The sequence below is a fragment of the Pseudomonas sp. C27(2019) genome (genome assembly GCF_008807395.1).
Classification (GTDB): Bacteria; Pseudomonadota; Gammaproteobacteria; order Pseudomonadales; family Pseudomonadaceae; genus Denitrificimonas.
Window position 1 is genome coordinate 2,371,152 of sequence record NZ_CP043320.1, and the last position, 17,048, is coordinate 2,388,199.

Below are 17,048 nucleotides of genomic sequence, written 5' to 3' on the forward strand. Positions count from 1 at the left end.
GTGTCTTACCTCAACTTCAAGGTGGCGAGTCCCACCAAGACGAGCACAACGGTAATGATCCAGAAGCGCACAATCACGCGCGGCTCTGGCCAGCCTTTTAATTCAAAATGGTGATGGATCGGTGCCATGCGAAACACGCGCTTGCCGGTTAACTTGAAGGAAGCGACTTGGATCACCACCGACAAGGTTTCTACGACAAACACACCGCCCATAATAAACAGCACAATTTCCTGTCGAACCACTACGGCCACAGTACCCAGCGCTGCACCCAAAGCTAACGCACCGACATCGCCCATAAATACTTGTGCCGGATAGGTGTTGAACCACAAAAAACCCAAGCCTGCACCGACCAAAGCACCACAGAAAATAATTAACTCACCAACACCCGGCACATACGGAATAAACAAATACTGAGCAAACGTGACGTGACCTGAAACATAGGCAAAAATACCCAGCGCACCACCGACTAACACTGTCGGCAAAATAGCCAAGCCATCTAAACCATCGGTCAAGTTCACCGCATTACTGGTGCCGACAATCACTAAATAGGTCAACATCACAAAGCCTGCGCCAAGCGGAATACTGATGTCTTTTAGAAACGGCACAATCAGTGCTGTTTCAGCAGGGCTTTGCGCGGTGAAATACAACACCAAAGCTGCCCCCAAACCAAACACCGACTGCCAGAAATACTTCCAACGGCCCGGCAAGCCGCGCGAATTTTTTTCCACCACTTTGCGATAGTCATCAACCCAACCAATGGCACCAAACAGCAGGGTGACCAGCAACACAATCCATACATAACGGTTGCTCAGATCAGCCCAAAGTAAAGTGCTGATGCTGATTGAGGCCAAAATCAGTGCGCCACCCATGGTCGGCGTACCTGATTTAGACAAATGTGTTTGCGGGCCGTCAGTGCGCACCGATTGGCCAATTTGCAAATTGCGTAAAATACGAATCATTTTCGGACCCAGCCACAGCGACATCACCAATGCTGTTAGCACGCCAAAAACCCCACGCAGAGTCAGGTACTGAAAGACTGCAAAGCCTTTGTGGTACTGCTGTAAGTACTCCGCCAATAAAAGCAACATCAGAACGCGTCCCCTAAACGTGTACGCAGTGCATCAACAACCTTTTCCATTGCTGCACCGCGTGAACCTTTGATTAAAAGTGTTGCAGGCCCGCTTACTTGCGTAAGCAGTGCCTCGATCAGACTGTTTTGTTCTGAAAAGTGCCCCGACACACCACAATATTGCGTAACGGCATGCTGCATCAGCGGGCCAACCACAAATAGCGCATCCACTTTACCGTTGGCATAGCTGCCAATATCGGCATGTTCTTGTTGCGCCCAAGCGCCTAGCTCACCCATATCCCCCAGCACTAAAACGCGCTGCCCAGGCATGGTTTGCAACACATCAATGGCTGCACGAATGGAGGCTGGATTAGCGTTATAGCTGTCATCAATCAGTTGGATATGATTGGCGCATTCATGCACCACGCTGCGTCCAGAAATTGCTTTCATGCTTTCTAGACCCTGCTTGATGTCAGTTAGCGACAGGCCTAGAGCATGGGCTGCAGCAGCAGCCGCCAACGCGTTGCTGACATTGTGCAAACCCATAACCGCCAGCTGAATAAAACATTCACCAGCGACGCCATGTAAGTTAAAACCCATGCGTCCTTGATCATTGCTGACCACAGCACTGGCATAGATATCAGCCGCAGGATTAGCAGTCGAAAAACTCAAAACCTTGCAAACACTGTTGCGTGCCCGCCATTGCGCAAAAGCAGCATCGTCCAAATTAAGGACGGCCGTTTGCTCTGCGCGCAAGCCATCAAGGATTTCACCTTTAGCTAAAATAATCTGCTCAGGGCCACCAAACTCACCGGCATGCGCCATTCCTGCGTTGCTGATGACTGCCACCATTGGCTGCGTCAACGCAGCCGTGTAGGCAATCTCACCAGGACGTGATGCACCCAACTCAATCACTGCAGCGCGGTGCTGCGCATTGAGCTCAAGCAAGGTAAAAGGCACGCCCAACTCATTATTTAAATTACCCCGTGTCGCTAACACAGCTGTTGCCCCCAGTGCGCTACGACAAATACTGGCCAGCATCTCTTTGACTGTGGTTTTGCCGCTGGAACCGGTCACAGCGACCGTCTTACCGGTAAACTGCTGGCGATTGAGTAGGGCAATGCGCCCTAAAGCAATACGCGTATCGGCAACACAAAGCTGTGGCAGCTTAACCTGCGGCTGAAACGCTTCAACCACTGCAGCAACCACGCCACGCTTGGCTACATCAGCAAGGTAATCATGGCCGTCAAAAAACTCACCACGCAAGGCAACAAACAGTTGCCCAGCATTGGCTTTGCGACTGTCCGTAGTCAGACTCTGGAAAGCAACATCATCGCCTTTTAAGGTTGCCTTTAGCGGCTCAAGCAGCTGGCTTAATTGCAATGCGTTAAACATGTGTCACCTGCCATGCAGCCAATGCCTGCTCTGCCTGTTCCAAATCTGAAAAATGATGGCGTTGTTGATTAATTTCCTGGTAATCCTCATGGCCTTTGCCGGCAAGAACGATCACATCGCCACGCTTGGCCTGAGCAATAATTTGCGCAATCGCTGCAGCGCGCCCTGCCACTTCAGTCACCTCGGCATTAGCACTAAAGCCTGCCAAGACTTCAACACGAATACTGGCCGCATCTTCACCACGCGGATTATCATCCGTGACCAACGCAGCATCTGCTAAACGCCCCACCACTTCAGCCATTAGCGGACGCTTACCCGGATCACGCTCACCGCCGCAACCAAACAAGCACAACAAGCGGCCAGTGCTGCCAACATGCGGGCGCAAGGCACTGAGCACCTGCTCTAACGCATCCGGGGTATGTGCATAATCAACGACAACCAGGGGGCGCTCTTGTCCACCGAGCACTTGCATACGGCCGGCAGGTCCTTGCAGTTTGGCAACGATTGCCAGCACCTGTTTCAGTGAATGACCTAAGCCTAGTAAAGCGCCAATCGTGGCCAGTAAATTACTTAAATTAAAGCGGCCGATCAGACTGCTCGATAAATTGCCTTCGCCGTGCGCGGTCACCACTTCAGCTTGGATACCTGAATGGCTGAAGCGAATGTTTCGACAGTAAATACTGGCGCTAGCGTCTTCTAAGCTATAGGTGATTAAGCCTGCAGTGGGTGCTTGCGCGGCCAATTCGCGACCAAATGCATCATCTATATTTAAGACCCGAGCGCGCAGTCCTGGCCAACTGAATAAGCGCGCTTTAGCATCAGCATAAGCCTGCATCGAACCATGGTAATCAAGGTGATCACGACTGAGATTGGTTAGCACAGCCACAGCGATATTTACCGCATCAATACGATGCTGAGCTAAACCGTGCGAGGATACTTCCATCGCCACCACTTTTGCTCCAGCATTTTTCAAGTTAGCCAAGTTCGCTTGCACTGCTAAGGGATTGGGTGTGGTGTAGTAACCACTGGTCAAGTGGCCATAAAAGCCACTGCCTAAGGTGCCAATCAATCCGCAGTGCTGGCCGAGCAAGTCAGATGCTTGTGCCAATAATTGCGTGACGCTGGTTTTACCATTGGTGCCCGTTACAGCGACCACACGTAGAGCGCGACTTGGTTCGCCATAAAAACGTCCAGCAATCTCAGACAACTGCGCTTGCAGCCCCTGCACAGGCAGCAGTAACGCCTCGCTATCATGCATCGCTGGCGCCTGACTGGCTTCATAAACCACTGCAGCAGCACCACGGGCAATGGCATCACCGATATAGTCACGGCCATCTTGCTGGGTGCCCGCTACCGCTAAAAATAAATCACCAGGACGTACTTTGCGGCTATCGAGGGTCAATTCACGGATCAACACCGAGCTCGGTGCCTGCGCGAACAGTTTGCTTAAAGGCATTGCCATTAGCCGCGCCCTCCTGCTGCTGACTCAACCACAGCGGTCTGCGTTTCAGTCGGTAAATTATCGGGATGCACATTGAGCATGCGCAAAGCGCCAGCCATCACTCGGCCAAACACTGGAGCAGCAACTAAACCACCGTAATAGCCACCTTTACTTGGTTCATCAATCACCACCACCGCTGCCACGCGCGGATTATCAACAGGGCCAACACCGGCAAACAATGAACGGTACGAGTCTTGTGTGTAGCCGCCGCTTGTGGCTAATTTTTTTGCCGTACCACTTTTACCGGCGACGTGATAACCCGGAACTTGAGCACGCGCACCACCACCGCCGGGTTCTGCAACCACAGCGCGCAACATGCCCATCACATCGCGGGATATTTTTGCATCAATCACTTGCTCGCCCTCAGCGATCTTGCGATCTTTGCGCAACAGCGACAGCGGGATATTGCGACCATCATTGGCCAACACGGCATACGCATGAGCAAGCTGCACAGCGGTCACCGACAAACCATAACCATAGGCCAGGGTTGCGGTTTCGGCCTCGCCCCACTTGCGGTGCATTGGCAACTGGCCAATTTGCTCACCAGGAAAGCTCAAGCCGGTATCGGCACCAAAGCCAACACTTTGCATGGCGCTATACACTGGCATCGCGCCAATATCTAAAGCAATTTTACTGATGGCGACGTTGCTCGATTTCTTTAGCACTTCAGTTAGATTTAATAGCCCGCCGCGCGACACATCGCGAATGGTATAGCGGCCTATCCTAAAATGGCCGTTGCCAGTATCCACAACTGACTCAGGCGTCCAGCGCCCCGTAGCCAAAGCAGCTGCGATTGAAAACGGCTTAACAGTTGAGCCGGGTTCAAACACATCAATCATGGCGCGATTGCGCATTGCTTGCGGATTAAGCTCGCGACGGTTGTTGGGGTTATAGGTTGGGTGATTCACCATCGCTAATACTTCACCGGTGCGCACATCGACCATCACCAATGAACCTGCTTTGGCTTCAAACTCAAGCAGCGCTTTGCGCAACTCGCGGTGTGCTAAATATTGCAGGCGTAAATCAATCGACAAGGCCAATTGCTTGCCTGGCTTAGCATTTTCTTTAACTTGCACATCACGAATCAAATCACCACGACGGTCCTTGATCACCTGACGTTTACCCGGCACACCGGTCAGCCACTCATTAAAGGCCAACTCAACACCTTCACGTCCGCGCTCATCAATATCGGTGAAACCCACCAAATGCGCAGCCACTTCGCCGGCAGGATAAAATCTACGAAACTCTTCTTTGCTATAAACGCCCGAGATTTTAAGATCCAGCACTGTCTGTCCTGACTCTGGCGTTAAGCCGCGCTCCAAATACATAAATTCACGTGCAGCGTTGTTTTCAATGCGCTGGGCCAGCTCAGCCGGTTGCAATTTAAGTGCACGCGCCAGTTCATCCCAGCGCGCTTTATCGGTCAGTAATTCTTTGGGGTTGGCCCACAAGGTTAAAACTGGCGTACTCACCGCCAACGGTTCACCGTTACGATCAGTAATCACGCCACGGTGCGCAGGGATAGGGATATGACGCATTGCACGTGCATCCCCTTGCATGGCTAAAAACTCATGGCTAAAAACATGCAAATGCACAATGCGCGCAGCAATAGTGGCAACTAAAGCCAACAATAAAAATAAAATAATCCCAAAGCGCCATGGGTGCTCCATGCCTTTTAACCAGTTCATTGGGCCACCATCCTTACCGCTGCCGGTTCTGGAATATGCATGCCCAATTGCTGCACCGCCAATGTCTCAATACGGTTATGTGCGGTCCAAGTGCTTTGCTCTAAAACAAAACGTCCCCACTCTGCTTGCGCTTTATCGCGAATTTGAGTGGTTTCAAACAGCTCATTTAACAGCTTACGACTGGTATGTGAGGTATAAGAGACAGCAACAGCCGACAGCACATTAGCGACAAACAAAAACAGCAAAACACCGCTAATGCGCGGCAATGGTTTTGCATAGACTTTGTTCACCGTAATTTCTCCGCCACGCGCATAACCGCACTGCGCGCACGTGGGTTAGCTTTAAGCTCTGCTGCACTGGCGTACTGTGGCTTGCCTATCAGCTTAGCAATCGGCTCAAATTTTTCTGGGATGACCGGCAAATGGCGAGGCAAAGTATCAGCTTCACCCTTGGCCAAGCGGCGCATAAACTGCTTAACAATGCGATCTTCCAACGAGTGAAAGCTAATCACCACTAAGCGGCCACCGACTTTCAACGAAGCCAGCGCTGCCTCTAAGCCTTTTTCAAGATCGCTGAGCTCATTATTTAAATGAATACGCATGCCTTGAAACGCTCGTGTTGCGGGGTTTTTACCTTTTTCCCAAGCTGGATTCGCCTCAGTCAACACCGCAGCCAAATCGCCAGTACGGGTAAAGGGTTGCTGCTCACGACGAGCCACTACAGCCTTAGCCATACGCCAAGCAAAACGCTCTTCGCCATATTCTTTAAAGACCCGCGCCATCTCTTCCGCACTGACCTCTGCAATCCACTGTGCAGCGCTAATGCCCTGCGCTGGATTCATGCGCATATCGAGCGGACCATCATGCATAAAACTAAAGCCGCGCTCAGCATCGTCTATCTGCGGCGAAGACACGCCTAAGTCCAATAACACACCATCAATTTCAGGGAACAGCTGACGCTGCTGCAGCTCAGCATCCATTTCGGCAAAACTGCGCTGCACAATAGAAAAGCGCGAGTCCTGCTGCTGCAGCTGTAAACCTGTTGCTATCGCTAGTGGATCTTTATCAAAGCCAAGTAAGCGTCCGTCAGTGCCAAGCTGTTGCAAAATAAGGCGACTGTGCCCACCACGACCGAAGGTGCCATCGATATAGCAGCCAGCCGGACGCACTGCGAGGGCACTAACCGCCTCATCAAGCAATACGGTGATGTGACTTAACGCTTCGCTCATAATTATAAAACCAGATTCATTAATTCTTCGGGCAGGTGATCGGGATTTTTAATATCCTCAAGATCAGCACTGAGCAGTTCATTCCATTTCTGTTCGTCCCACAGTTGAAACTTATTCAACTGCCCCACCAGCATCACTTGCTTAGTCAGACCGGCCTGCTCACGCAAGCGCGCAGGAATCAATAAGCGGCCACTGCTATCAAGCTCCAAATCCACCGCGCTACCAATCAGTAATCGATTAAGCTGGCGAGTTTGCGGGCGCAAAGACGGCATACTGCTGAGTTGATTTTCAACTTTTTCCCAGTCAGGCAAAGGATAAATACACAGACACGGATCCGCTAAGTCGATGGTAATAACCAACTGACCTTCACAACGCTCAATCAACTCTTCTCGATACCGACTCGGCATCGCAAGGCGACCTTTGGCGTCAAGATTAATAGCGCTCGATCCGCGAAACACGGCAGTGCCCCTATATTATGCAGCACCCCTATGAAAAAACCCACTTTTTCCCACTTTGTGCCACTTATGCACACTATAGAAATCACAACACCCCACCGTCAAGCTATAAACGTAGAAAACCCTATATAATTCTTGAACTTAGACGTAGTTACCTTATTGGTTTTCTATTTAAATCGCGGCTTAAAAAAACAAACGCATACAAACGAACACCTTAACCGGCAAAGTTAAAGTGAATTATTAAGACAGAGTGTTTTTTAAAGTCTGACCAACGGTCGTTAATCAGAGTAAAAGGAAGAGAGAGTCGATCTATAAGCCGGGTTTTGTCGTGAACAGTCATTCCTCTAGGATCGCCATCACTAGCGACCTCAAGCAACCTACCCGAGTCCAGCGCGGGCCACGCCAATGGACTCCTATTTGGTCTTGCTCCAAGTGGGGTTTACCTAGCCACGGACTGTTACCAGCCGTGCGGTGCGCTCTTACCGCACCTTTTCACCCTTACCGGCACTTGCGTGCTTAGGCGGTATTTTCTGTGGCACTTTCCGTAGGCTCGCGCCTCCCAGGGGTTACCTGGCACTTTGCCCTATGGAGCCCGGACTTTCCTCCCTCTCGTTACCAAAGTAACGAAACAGCGACTGTCCGATCGACTCTCCACCGTAAAGATTACGGTGCATTGAGCTGCATCGCAAGCGTTTGCACGGAAAAGTTAACCAACTCACTTGGCTATTCCCCCACTACTCACCAGCCAGCGCAGCATACCCTGACCAGCAACAAAACCACTGGCCAAGCAAGCAGTCAGTAAATAGCCTCCGGTAGGTGCATCCCAATCGAGCATCTCACCCGCACAAAATACGCCAGGCAGCTGCTTCAACATTAAGTTCTGATCGAGCATATCAGCCTGCACACCACCAGCAGTACTGATTGCTTCGGCTATCGGCCTAGCACGCAGGAGCTTAATCGGTAGCGCTTTAATAAAACCAGCCAATTGCTGCATATCATTAAAGCTTCCTGCAGGCGCGCACTCACGCAGCAAGGCTGCTTTAACGCCATCCAAACCCAACTGCATCTGCAAATGCTTGGTTAAGGTTTTTTTACCACGGGGCTTCTCTAATGCCTCTAGCACCTCAGGCAAAGACTTATGCGGCAAGCAGTCCATTTCCACCCAGCAATGCCCTTGCGCAGCAATCTGCTGACGAATCTGCGCTGACAACGCATAAACCAAACTGCCTTCAATACCCGTTGCTGTCAGCAACCATTCGCCCTGGCGAAAGCTGCCGCCCGCCACACGCAACGCGCAGTTTTTAACTGGCGCAGCCAACCATTTACTCAGCAGCAACGCACTCCAGCCAGCAACATCAAAACCACAGTTACTTGCTTCTAAGGGCGTCACCGCAACCCCACGCTGCTCTAATAAAGGTATCCAGGTAGCATCTGAGCCTAAGCGAGGCCAACTGCCGCCACCCAACGCCAACAAAACAGCCTTCGCTGGCACTGACTGCTCGCCAGCGGCTGTTTCAATACGCAACGCGCCTTGCGCATCCCAACCCAGCCAGCGACTGCGCGTATGGATTTTAACCCCTAACCCGCGCAGACGCTGCAACCACGCACGCAATAAGGGCGCGGCTTTCATTTCTTTAGGGAACACGCGTCCTGAGCTGCCAACAAAGGTCTCAATACTCAAGCCATGCGCCCAATCACGCACAGCCTCGCCATCAAACTGTGCCAGCCAGCCGCCAACCCAGTCATCCTGCGAGGTATAACGCTGTATGAACACAGCCTTATCTTCACTGTGAGTGATATTGAGCCCGCCAATCCCCGCTAAAAGAAACTTACGCCCCAGCGAAGGCATCGCATCAAACAGCTGCACCTCCAACCCCGCTTGTGCAAGCACTTGCGCCGCCATCAATCCTGCCGGACCGCCACCGATAATACAGACCGCTGCTGGCGTCAAAGAGTGCTTAAAATCTGCCATAAAACGGGCGCCTACGTTCAAAGTTAAAACAAAATAATAGCAGCCCAAGAATAGATAGCCGACAAAAGCTGAAAAAATCTTTAATATCTCGGTTATAAATCAATAACTATCCACATCTTCACAGTCATTCTGTGAGCCACGGGGAACCCAATGAATTCACTTCTTGATCAGCTAGTGTCGCTACTCAACATGGAAACGATAGAAGAAAACTTATTTCGCGGCGCCAGCCAAGACCTAGGTTTTCGCCAGTTGTTTGGCGGCCAAGTCCTCGGACAAGCATTATCAGCAGCCAGCCAAACAGTGGACAGCACACGCCAAGCCAACTCTTTACACGGTTATTTCTTACGTGCCGGCGATGCTAAAAAACCCGTGGTGTATCAAGTTGAACGGGTACGTGACGGGGGCAGTTTTAGTACGCGACGCGTGACTGCCATTCAAAATGGTCAACCTATTTTCACTTGCAGCGCTTCTTTTCATCAGCAAGAACAAGGCTTTCGTCACCAAACAGCAATGCCCGACGTGCCACAACCGGAAGACTTGATTCCAGAAGAAGTACTATCAGTTCATTTGGCGCAAGCACTCAGCCAAGAAAAACGCGAGAAGATGCTGCGTGCTAAAGCCATTGAAACGCGCCCCGTGCAAGTGCTGGATCCGCTCAACCCAGAGATTAGCGAGCCAATCAAGCAAGTCTGGTTTAAAGCGGCAAGCCCGCTGCCACAATCACCAGCACTGCATAAGCATTTACTGGCTTACGCCTCTGACTTTGGTCTTCTAACCACGTCATTACTGCCGCATGGTGCTTCAATCTGGCAACCGCAAATGCAAGTTGCTAGCCTTGATCACTCGATCTGGTTTCATGAAGATGTACGCCTTGATGACTGGCTTTTATACTCAACCGACAGCCCTTGGGCCGGTAAATCTCGAGGCTTTGCCCGCGGCAGTATCTATAGCCGTGACGGACGCTTAGTTGCTTCAGTTGCTCAAGAAGGCCTGACTCGCACACGTGAGGACTGGCAACACAAAGATATTATGGATTAAGGTGATGTCTGCATATTTAAAAGAATGCCAGCACTGGGTGTTTGATATGGACGGCACACTGACCATTGCCGTGCATGATTTTCTGTATATTCGTCGCATGCTGGAAATCCCTCAGCATGCCGATATCTTAGGCCACCTAGCCAGCCTGCCCAGCGCTGAGGCACAGCAAAAACACCACTGGCTGCTTGAACATGAACGGCAACTGGCAATCAACTCACAGCCCGCAGCCGGTGCTGTTGAACTGGTACAACACCTGCATAATCAGGGTCGCGAGCTGGCCATTCTTACCCGCAATGCTAAAGAGCTGGCTGTACTGACCCTGCAAGCCATTGATTTACTCGACTACTTTAGCGACAACCTCATTCTCGGTCGCGAGCAAGCCATTCCTAAACCGCACCCAGACGGGCTATTAAAAATTGCTCAGCACTGGCAGGTTACCCCGGCACAGATGCTGATGGTCGGCGATTTCCATATGGATTTAAAAACAGCACAAGCAGCTGGCACCTATGCAGTACAGGTCAACACCGCAGAAAACCTGTGGCCTGAGCTGACAGATTTTCACGCGATAGACTGCCAGCAACTGCTAATGGCTCTGGCTTAACTCTTTTCTTGTTTTGCTCAGGTGACAAGAGGCGCTGGTGATGCTGTACAGGCCCGCTATAACAAAACCGCCTGAGCCACCTGCACATCTAATCTAGATTGGATTGCTAAAATCATGGCAGCATAACTTTCTACTCAGCTCTGCCACCTAATCAGACCAGCTACTAACCGATTGGCCTAGCAACTAAGCCAACCTATCGAGGCTTGGCATTGCTGGGCTTGGGTTTATGCCGACCCGGCACAGCCAAACGCGGCACTTGTCGAACAGGCACCACTTGCGGCTTGCTATCGACAGCAAAGTCATCGCCCAAATGAATCTGTCCTGTTCCTACTGCTTTGTTCTTTTTAGGCTTCTTAGGCTTTTTAATTCGTCCAACGCCTAAAACTGTTTCTGGCAAGCGATGCTCAGCGTAAAAATCAGGCTCATCAAAGCGCTGTAAGTTAATACCCATTAATTCTTCAATGGCTATTAACGCCTCTAACTCATCGGCACTGACCAGAGAGATCGCCTCACCACTAAGCCCTGCGCGTCCAGTTCGGCCAATACGGTGTACATAATCTTGCGCCACCGTTGGCAAGTCAAAGTTGACCACATGCGGCAATTGCTCGATATCTAAGCCACGCGCAGCGACATCGGTAGCCACCAGCACTTGAATGCGTCCCTGCTTAAACGCCTGCAATGCACGTAAACGGGCTGGTTGAGTTTTGTCGCCATGAATCGCATCTGCTGTGATCTGCGCTGCCACTAATTTTTTATGCAATGACTCCGCACCCTTACGAGTGCGTACAAAAACTAAAACCTGCCCCCACTGCCGGCTGCTAATCAAGTGCAGGAGAAGGTCTGTTTTAGCATGCTTATCAACCACCAGCAGGCACTGTTTAACTGTTTCGGCAGCCGAGTGTTTAGGCGTCACATCAATGCGCACAGGCTGATCCAATAAGTGGCCCGCTAAGGTGCGAATAGGCCCAGAAAAGGTCGCAGAAAACAGCAATGTTTGACGCTTGCGTGGCATCAAGGCAAACAGCGCATTGAGCTCTTCAGCAAAGCCTAGATCCAACATGCGATCAGCTTCATCCAGCACTAAGGTTTGCATCTGATTAAAACGCAGTGCATTTTGCTGATACAGATCGAGCAAACGCCCTGGCGTAGCCACTAACACATCAACACCACGGCGCAAGCTCATCATCTGCGGATTGATACTGACGCCGCCATAGGCAACTGCAGTGCGCAGAGGCAAGTCACCCAAGTAGCTGCGAATCGACTCATGCACTTGCTCAGCCAGCTCACGCGTTGGCACCAAGACTAAAGCACGCACACAGTTGGAAGTGACTTTTTCACCCTCAGTAAGAAGCAACTGCAACAGCGGTACGGTGAATGCGGCTGTTTTACCGGTACCGGTTTGTGCCGCGGCTAAAATATCTTTACCCGCTAAAATAGGCGCAATGGCCTGCTGCTGCACCGCCGTTGGCTGCTGATACGCTAAGCGCTGCAGATTCTCCAACAGCGCTGGCATTAATCCTAAACTCGCAAAAGACATGTGTTATTTACTCTGACCGTTCAACCCCTACAAGGGCAATAAAGTTCATTCTACAGTGTTTATTAATTCGCCTCTTAGATAAAGTGTGTAAGCCTGACTACAGGGCATACTAAGACACTGCTATGCCGACCCATAGGTATATAATTTAATCAAAGCAGGCTGCCAGAGGCAGATGTATTAGCTGCTCTATATGCGCTATCCTCAAGCAAGCGCGGTCAACACTAACAAGGGGGTTAGCATTATGAGACACTTGCGTGCTGTCCTATTAATCATTGGCTTTTTCACACACGTTGCTGCCATTGCTGACAGCCGACCTACTATCACGGTTGGTTATTATGATTTCCCACCTGTTAGTTATACAGATAAACAAGGAACCCCCCAAGGCTCTTTTGTACAGCTGTGTCGCACGCTACTTACCAGTAAAGGCTATCGCGTTATCTTTAAAGACCTGCCCTCAGCACGGCTTTATGCAAACATTATTTCTGGTGATATTGATATATGGCTTGGTGCGCCAGGTAAGCCTGCCCTCGCAGGTCATGTATTAGAAAGCAGCCTGTATCTTGGCGAAGCCTCGCTTGCTCTGTTTTATCATCCGGACGCTCCTGCACCCAAACTACCCAATGACTTAAAAGATAAAAAAATCATTCTTATCAATGGCTACAGCTACTGGCCACCCGCGACGCAATGGCTTGCTGATAACGCATTAAACCTACAAGTCACTCGCACCAGCCAGCACTCTTCCGCCATTGCCATGCTGATGCGCAAACGTGGCGACTACTTACTCGACTATTTATCCCCAATTCAGGCAGCACAACAAGAGCTCGGTATAAACGGACTTAGACTCCCCTATATTCTTATTAACAGCACCCCGTTAGCATTTGTCATTTCACGTAAATCAGCACAACCCGAGCAATTGCTAAAGGATCTAGAGCAAGCCTACACGAGCTATAAAGCACGCCCCCTGCACTAGCATAATCAGCAAACATAGAAGAGCTAATGAGTTGCTCAGAAATTTCACGTATAATTAATTTTTTACTTTTGAAGACCCCTTCATTATGTTCTCAGCACAATCCCTTATCGACTCGGCTAAACGCACTATCAGCCTTGAACAAGATGCGATTACGAGCTTATCAGCGCGCATTGACGCTAGTTTTGTCCAAGCCTGCGAGCTTATTCTCGCCTGCACGGGACGCGTTGTAGTGGTTGGCATGGGTAAGTCTGGGCACATCGGTCGTAAAATTGCTGCTACTTTAGCCAGCACCGGCACCCCTGCTTTTTTTGTCCACCCAGCAGAAGCCAGCCACGGCGATATGGGCATGATCACCAGTAACGATGTTGTATTGGCTTTATCCAACTCTGGCACAACCAATGAAATCGTCACTTTATTGCCATTTATTAAGCGCTTAGGCATCACCCTTATCAGTATGACAGGCAATCCTGAGTCCACTTTAGCCAGCGCCGCACAAGTCAACCTAGACACCAAGGTTGCACAAGAAGCCTGCCCACTGAACCTAGCACCCACCTCATCAACCACTGTTACTTTAGTGCTCGGTGATGCACTGGCCATTGCACTGCTTGAAGCGCGCGGTTTCACCCCAGAAGACTTTGCCTTTTCACACCCAGGCGGCGCACTTGGCCGCCAACTGCTGTTGAAAGTTGAACATGTTATGCACAGTGGCAATGAGCTTCCAGCAGTCGCCCGCGGCGCCTCGTTACGCTCTACGCTGCTAGAAATGACGCAAAAAGGCTTGGGAATGGCCTTGGTTTTGGCCCCCGACCAAACCTTAGCCGGCATTTTTACTGATGGTGATTTGCGCCGCGCCTTAGATAAAGGCATTGATATTCGCGACGCTTATATTGATGAACTGATGACCCACGGCGGCAAAACTGCACGCCCTGATATGCTCGCCGCAGAAGCTTTAAAAATTATGGAAGACCATAAAATCAGCTCGCTGCCTGTGGTCAATGAGCATAACCAAGCCATTGGTGCATTGAACATGCACGACTTACTACGTGCAGGAGTGATGTAATGCTCGACCTTAACAATATTCATTTGCTGCAGCGTGCACGCAATGTGCGTTTACTGGTGTTAGATGTTGACGGTGTTCTGACTGACGGCAAGCTGTATTTTCTAGCCGATGGCAGTGAAGCAAAAGCTTTCAGCACTCTAGATGGCCAAGGCATTAAAATGCTAATGAACTCTGGGGTAGATGTCGCAATCATTACTGGACGCACTTCAAGCATTGTTGAGCGTCGCGCAGCAAACTTAGGCATTGAGCATGTCGTGCAAGGCCGTGAAGATAAGCGTACCGCACTGGATGAACTGCTTAGCAGCCTGCAGCTGTCATATGATCAAGTGGCCTATTTAGGTGATGATTTACCTGATTTAGCGCCCATTCGCTGCGTTGCTTTAGGTGTCGCCGTGGCTAACGCCAACAGCTTTGTACGCCAACACGCGCAAGCGGTAACAGTTCTACGTGGCGGTGAGGGTGCGGCGCGCGAGCTATGCGAATTTATCATGGCCGCACAAGGCACCCTTAACGCAGCGCAAAGCGCTTATTTATAATTTTCGGTGTGCTTATGTCTGCAAATATGCGCTTAGCTTTGTTTTTCTTACCCTTCGCTGTGCTCGTCGCAGCTTTAGGCTATTGGAATATCAACACTTCCTCTGAAATCGAGGCGACTGCTTTAACGGTAGACGATAACAGCATCGACTTTTTTGCAGTCAATACACAGACCATACAGTTTACCGATAACGGCACTATTCACTATGAGCTGTCCAGCCCGCGCATAGAACATACGCAACACGATGATATTACGCTACTATTGCAGCCGGATTTATTATTGTTTCGCGGCACAGAGCTACCTTGGCACATTACCAGCGAGCGCAGTGAAGTCAGCCCAGAAGGTAAAGAAGTTGAGCTGATCAAAAATGTGCGTATCGAGCGTACTGATGAAAAAGGGCGACCCACCATACTGACCACTGAACAACTGACCTATGTGCCTGATACCGAATATGCACACACACAACTGGCAGTAAAAATTGAAGCAGCCAACGGCATCACTACCGGTGTTGGCATGCAAACTTATTTAAACGAAAGTAAAATGCATTTACTTTCAAACGTGAGAGGCCAACATGACGTTCGCTAAAACAACAGCTTTAATCATTGCCACCGGTTTTAGTCTTCTTAGCGGACTGGCCAACGCCCTTCCCTCTGATAGCAGCCAGCCAATTAACATTCAGGCTGATAGCGCAGAGATGGATGATAAGCGCGGTGTTGCGATTTATCGTGGTGATGTTGTCATCACGCAAGGCACACTAAAAATAACCGGCGATACCGTTACCATCACCCTAAACAAAAGCGGTGATATTGATGTGTTCACCTCCGTCGGCAAGCCTGCTTACTATGAGCAGCAACCCTCTACCGACAAAGACATCGTACAAGCCTACGGCCTGACCATTCAGTACTTTGCCAGCAATGAAAAAATCATCATCATTGATCAAGCCAAAGTCATCCAGCAAGGCAACACCTTCCGCGGCGAAAAAATTATCTACGACACACAAAAAGAAATTGTCACGGCTGGACGCGGCAAACAAGGCACCATTACCACGCCATCACCGCGCATCAATATGGTGATTCAGCCAAAAAACAAAGACAACACAACAGAGCCAAACACACCATGAGCAGCACCTTAACGGCGAAAAACCTAGCCAAGTCTTACAAGGGTCGCAGTGTCGTTCACGATGTCAGCTTGTCGATTGAAAGCGGCCAAGTGGTTGGTTTACTGGGCCCTAACGGTGCTGGCAAAACCACCTGTTTTTATATGATTGTAGGTTTGGTTAAAGCCGATAAAGGCTCTGTATTTATTGATGAAACCGATGTTAGCTTCCAGCCGATGCACGGCCGCGCCCGCGCAGGTATTGGTTACCTACCGCAGGAAGCCTCTATTTTTCGCAAGCTTAGCGTCGCTGATAATATTCTAGCCATTTTAGAGCTGCGCAAAGACCTCGACCGCGCAGCTCGCCTGCAAGCGCTAGATGAGCTGTTACAAGAGTTCAACATTACGCACCTGCGCAACAACCTCGGCATGAGCTTATCCGGCGGTGAACGCCGACGCGTCGAAATTGCTCGCGCGCTGGCTACCAATCCTAAATTTATTTTGCTTGACGAGCCTTTTGCTGGTGTTGATCCCATTTCCGTGGGCGATATCAAACAAATTATTCATCACTTAAAAGACAAAGGCATTGGCGTTTTAATCACCGATCATAATGTACGTGAAACATTGGACATCTGTGAAACAGCCTATATTGTTAACGACGGTCAAATCATCGCAACCGGTTCACCCAGTAGCATCCTTGCTAATCAACTGGTTAAAGACGTGTACTTAGGCCAACAATTTCGTCTGTAAAGGCCGCTACAACATAGCAAAACTCCACTAAACTTTACTCTGACACGTTAAAATAATATTAGTTCATTACTATTCTCAGTCTGTCAAGACTATGCAAACGCAAAAAAATCAGGCATAAATCTTGCTAAGAGCCAAATCTTGGCGCACTGATGAT

At 50.1% G+C, this 17,048-nt stretch carries 17 protein-coding genes and 1 other RNA gene; 8 read left to right on the plus strand and 10 right to left on the minus strand.

Annotated features, from left to right (window positions below):
• Positions 1-5: 5 nt before the first annotated feature.
• The 9 genes from mraY to FXF61_RS10835 form a co-directional block, all read right to left on the minus strand.
• Complete coding sequence (gene mraY, locus FXF61_RS10795) at positions 6-1,088, minus strand: phospho-N-acetylmuramoyl-pentapeptide-transferase (protein ID WP_151185270.1); 1,083 nt, start codon at positions 1,086-1,088, stop codon at positions 6-8.
• The gene (gene murF, locus FXF61_RS10800) at positions 1,088-2,464 is read right to left on the minus strand and encodes a UDP-N-acetylmuramoyl-tripeptide--D-alanyl-D-alanine ligase (protein ID WP_151185271.1); all 1,377 of its coding nucleotides are present in this window, start codon (positions 2,462-2,464) and stop codon (positions 1,088-1,090) included. Before murF ends, mraY begins: the two co-directional genes overlap by 1 nt.
• The gene (locus tag FXF61_RS10805) at positions 2,457-3,926 is read right to left on the minus strand and encodes a UDP-N-acetylmuramoyl-L-alanyl-D-glutamate--2,6-diaminopimelate ligase (protein WP_151185272.1); all 1,470 of its coding nucleotides are present in this window, start codon (positions 3,924-3,926) and stop codon (positions 2,457-2,459) included. The genes murF and FXF61_RS10805 overlap by 8 nt, the downstream gene beginning before the upstream one ends.
• A complete protein-coding gene (locus FXF61_RS10810) occupies positions 3,926-5,653 on the minus strand; it encodes a penicillin-binding protein 2 (protein ID WP_151185273.1) in 1,728 nt (575 codons plus the stop codon). The genes FXF61_RS10805 and FXF61_RS10810 overlap by 1 nt, the downstream gene beginning before the upstream one ends.
• A complete protein-coding gene (gene ftsL / locus FXF61_RS10815) occupies positions 5,650-5,943 on the minus strand; it encodes a cell division protein FtsL (RefSeq protein ID WP_151185274.1) in 294 nt (97 codons plus the stop codon). Before ftsL ends, FXF61_RS10810 begins: the two co-directional genes overlap by 4 nt.
• Entirely contained in the window at positions 5,940-6,881 is a 942-nt protein-coding gene (gene rsmH, locus FXF61_RS10820) for a 16S rRNA (cytosine(1402)-N(4))-methyltransferase RsmH (protein WP_151185275.1), read from the minus strand. Before rsmH ends, ftsL begins: the two co-directional genes overlap by 4 nt.
• A 2-nt stretch (positions 6,882-6,883) precedes the next feature.
• Positions 6,884-7,339, minus strand: a complete 456-nt coding sequence (gene mraZ, locus FXF61_RS10825) for a division/cell wall cluster transcriptional repressor MraZ (RefSeq protein ID WP_151185276.1) — start codon at positions 7,337-7,339, stop codon at positions 6,884-6,886.
• Between the two features lie 293 nt (positions 7,340-7,632).
• Positions 7,633-7,987: RNase P RNA component class A (gene rnpB / locus FXF61_RS10830), an RNA gene on the minus strand.
• Positions 7,988-8,051: 64 nt separating this feature from the next.
• Positions 8,052-9,308, minus strand: a complete 1,257-nt coding sequence (locus tag FXF61_RS10835) for a TIGR03862 family flavoprotein (RefSeq protein WP_151185277.1) — start codon at positions 9,306-9,308, stop codon at positions 8,052-8,054.
• Positions 9,309-9,458: 150 nt separating this feature from the next.
• On the opposite strand from FXF61_RS10835, the gene tesB reads away from it, so the two are divergent.
• A complete protein-coding gene (gene tesB / locus FXF61_RS10840) occupies positions 9,459-10,346 on the plus strand; it encodes an acyl-CoA thioesterase II (RefSeq protein WP_151185278.1) in 888 nt (295 codons plus the stop codon).
• Between the two features lie 4 nt (positions 10,347-10,350).
• Positions 10,351-10,947: an HAD family hydrolase gene (locus FXF61_RS10845; RefSeq protein WP_151185279.1), complete on the plus strand. Its 597-nt coding sequence runs from the start codon at positions 10,351-10,353 to the stop codon at positions 10,945-10,947.
• A gap of 193 nt (positions 10,948-11,140) precedes the next feature.
• Here FXF61_RS10845 and FXF61_RS10850 read toward each other — a convergent pair whose 3' ends face one another.
• A complete protein-coding gene (locus FXF61_RS10850) occupies positions 11,141-12,484 on the minus strand; it encodes a DEAD/DEAH box helicase (protein WP_151185280.1) in 1,344 nt (447 codons plus the stop codon).
• Positions 12,485-12,725: 241 nt separating this feature from the next.
• Here FXF61_RS10850 and FXF61_RS10855 point away from each other — a divergent pair, with 241 nt between their 5' ends.
• From FXF61_RS10855 to lptB, 6 genes are all read left to right on the plus strand, one after another.
• Positions 12,726-13,454, plus strand: coding sequence for an ABC transporter substrate-binding protein (locus tag FXF61_RS10855; protein ID WP_178087302.1), 729 nt, complete (start codon positions 12,726-12,728; stop codon positions 13,452-13,454).
• Between the two features lie 85 nt (positions 13,455-13,539).
• Complete coding sequence (locus FXF61_RS10860) at positions 13,540-14,514, plus strand: KpsF/GutQ family sugar-phosphate isomerase (protein WP_151185282.1); 975 nt, start codon at positions 13,540-13,542, stop codon at positions 14,512-14,514.
• Entirely contained in the window at positions 14,514-15,050 is a 537-nt protein-coding gene (locus FXF61_RS10865) for an HAD family hydrolase (RefSeq protein ID WP_151185283.1), read from the plus strand. Before FXF61_RS10860 ends, FXF61_RS10865 begins: the two co-directional genes overlap by 1 nt.
• Positions 15,051-15,064: 14 nt before the next feature.
• Positions 15,065-15,634, plus strand: a complete 570-nt coding sequence (gene lptC / locus FXF61_RS10870; RefSeq protein ID WP_151185284.1) for an LPS export ABC transporter periplasmic protein LptC — start codon at positions 15,065-15,067, stop codon at positions 15,632-15,634.
• Complete coding sequence (lptA, locus tag FXF61_RS10875; RefSeq protein WP_151185285.1) at positions 15,621-16,169, plus strand: lipopolysaccharide transport periplasmic protein LptA; 549 nt, start codon at positions 15,621-15,623, stop codon at positions 16,167-16,169. The genes lptC and lptA overlap by 14 nt, the downstream gene beginning before the upstream one ends.
• Positions 16,166-16,894 carry an LPS export ABC transporter ATP-binding protein gene (lptB, locus tag FXF61_RS10880; protein ID WP_151185286.1) on the plus strand — a complete coding sequence of 243 codons (729 nt, stop codon included), beginning with the start codon at positions 16,166-16,168 and terminating at the stop codon, positions 16,892-16,894. The genes lptA and lptB overlap by 4 nt, the downstream gene beginning before the upstream one ends.
• The last annotated feature ends 154 nt before the right edge of the window (positions 16,895-17,048 follow it).

Coding starts and splice junctions, on each gene's coding strand:
- FXF61_RS10805 (WP_151185272.1), bottom strand. CDS start 3,926: ATGGCAATGCCTTTAAGCAAACTGTTCGCGCAGGCACCGAGCTCGGTG.
- FXF61_RS10835 (WP_151185277.1), bottom strand. CDS start 9,308: ATGGCAGATTTTAAGCACTCTTTGACGCCAGCAGCGGTCTGTATTATC.
- mraY (WP_151185270.1), bottom strand. CDS start 1,088: ATGTTGCTTTTATTGGCGGAGTACTTACAGCAGTACCACAAAGGCTTT.
- lptB (WP_151185286.1), top strand. CDS start 16,166: ATGAGCAGCACCTTAACGGCGAAAAACCTAGCCAAGTCTTACAAGGGT.
- murF (WP_151185271.1), bottom strand. CDS start 2,464: ATGTTTAACGCATTGCAATTAAGCCAGCTGCTTGAGCCGCTAAAGGCA.
- FXF61_RS10850 (WP_151185280.1), bottom strand. CDS start 12,484: ATGTCTTTTGCGAGTTTAGGATTAATGCCAGCGCTGTTGGAGAATCTG.
- FXF61_RS10845 (WP_151185279.1), top strand. CDS start 10,351: ATGTCTGCATATTTAAAAGAATGCCAGCACTGGGTGTTTGATATGGAC.
- lptA (WP_151185285.1), top strand. CDS start 15,621: ATGACGTTCGCTAAAACAACAGCTTTAATCATTGCCACCGGTTTTAGT.
- FXF61_RS10810 (WP_151185273.1), bottom strand. CDS start 5,653: ATGAACTGGTTAAAAGGCATGGAGCACCCATGGCGCTTTGGGATTATT.
- tesB (WP_151185278.1), top strand. CDS start 9,459: ATGAATTCACTTCTTGATCAGCTAGTGTCGCTACTCAACATGGAAACG.
- FXF61_RS10860 (WP_151185282.1), top strand. CDS start 13,540: ATGTTCTCAGCACAATCCCTTATCGACTCGGCTAAACGCACTATCAGC.
- FXF61_RS10865 (WP_151185283.1), top strand. CDS start 14,514: ATGCTCGACCTTAACAATATTCATTTGCTGCAGCGTGCACGCAATGTG.
- rsmH (WP_151185275.1), bottom strand. CDS start 6,881: ATGAGCGAAGCGTTAAGTCACATCACCGTATTGCTTGATGAGGCGGTT.
- FXF61_RS10855 (WP_178087302.1), top strand. CDS start 12,726: ATGAGACACTTGCGTGCTGTCCTATTAATCATTGGCTTTTTCACACAC.
- lptC (WP_151185284.1), top strand. CDS start 15,065: ATGTCTGCAAATATGCGCTTAGCTTTGTTTTTCTTACCCTTCGCTGTG.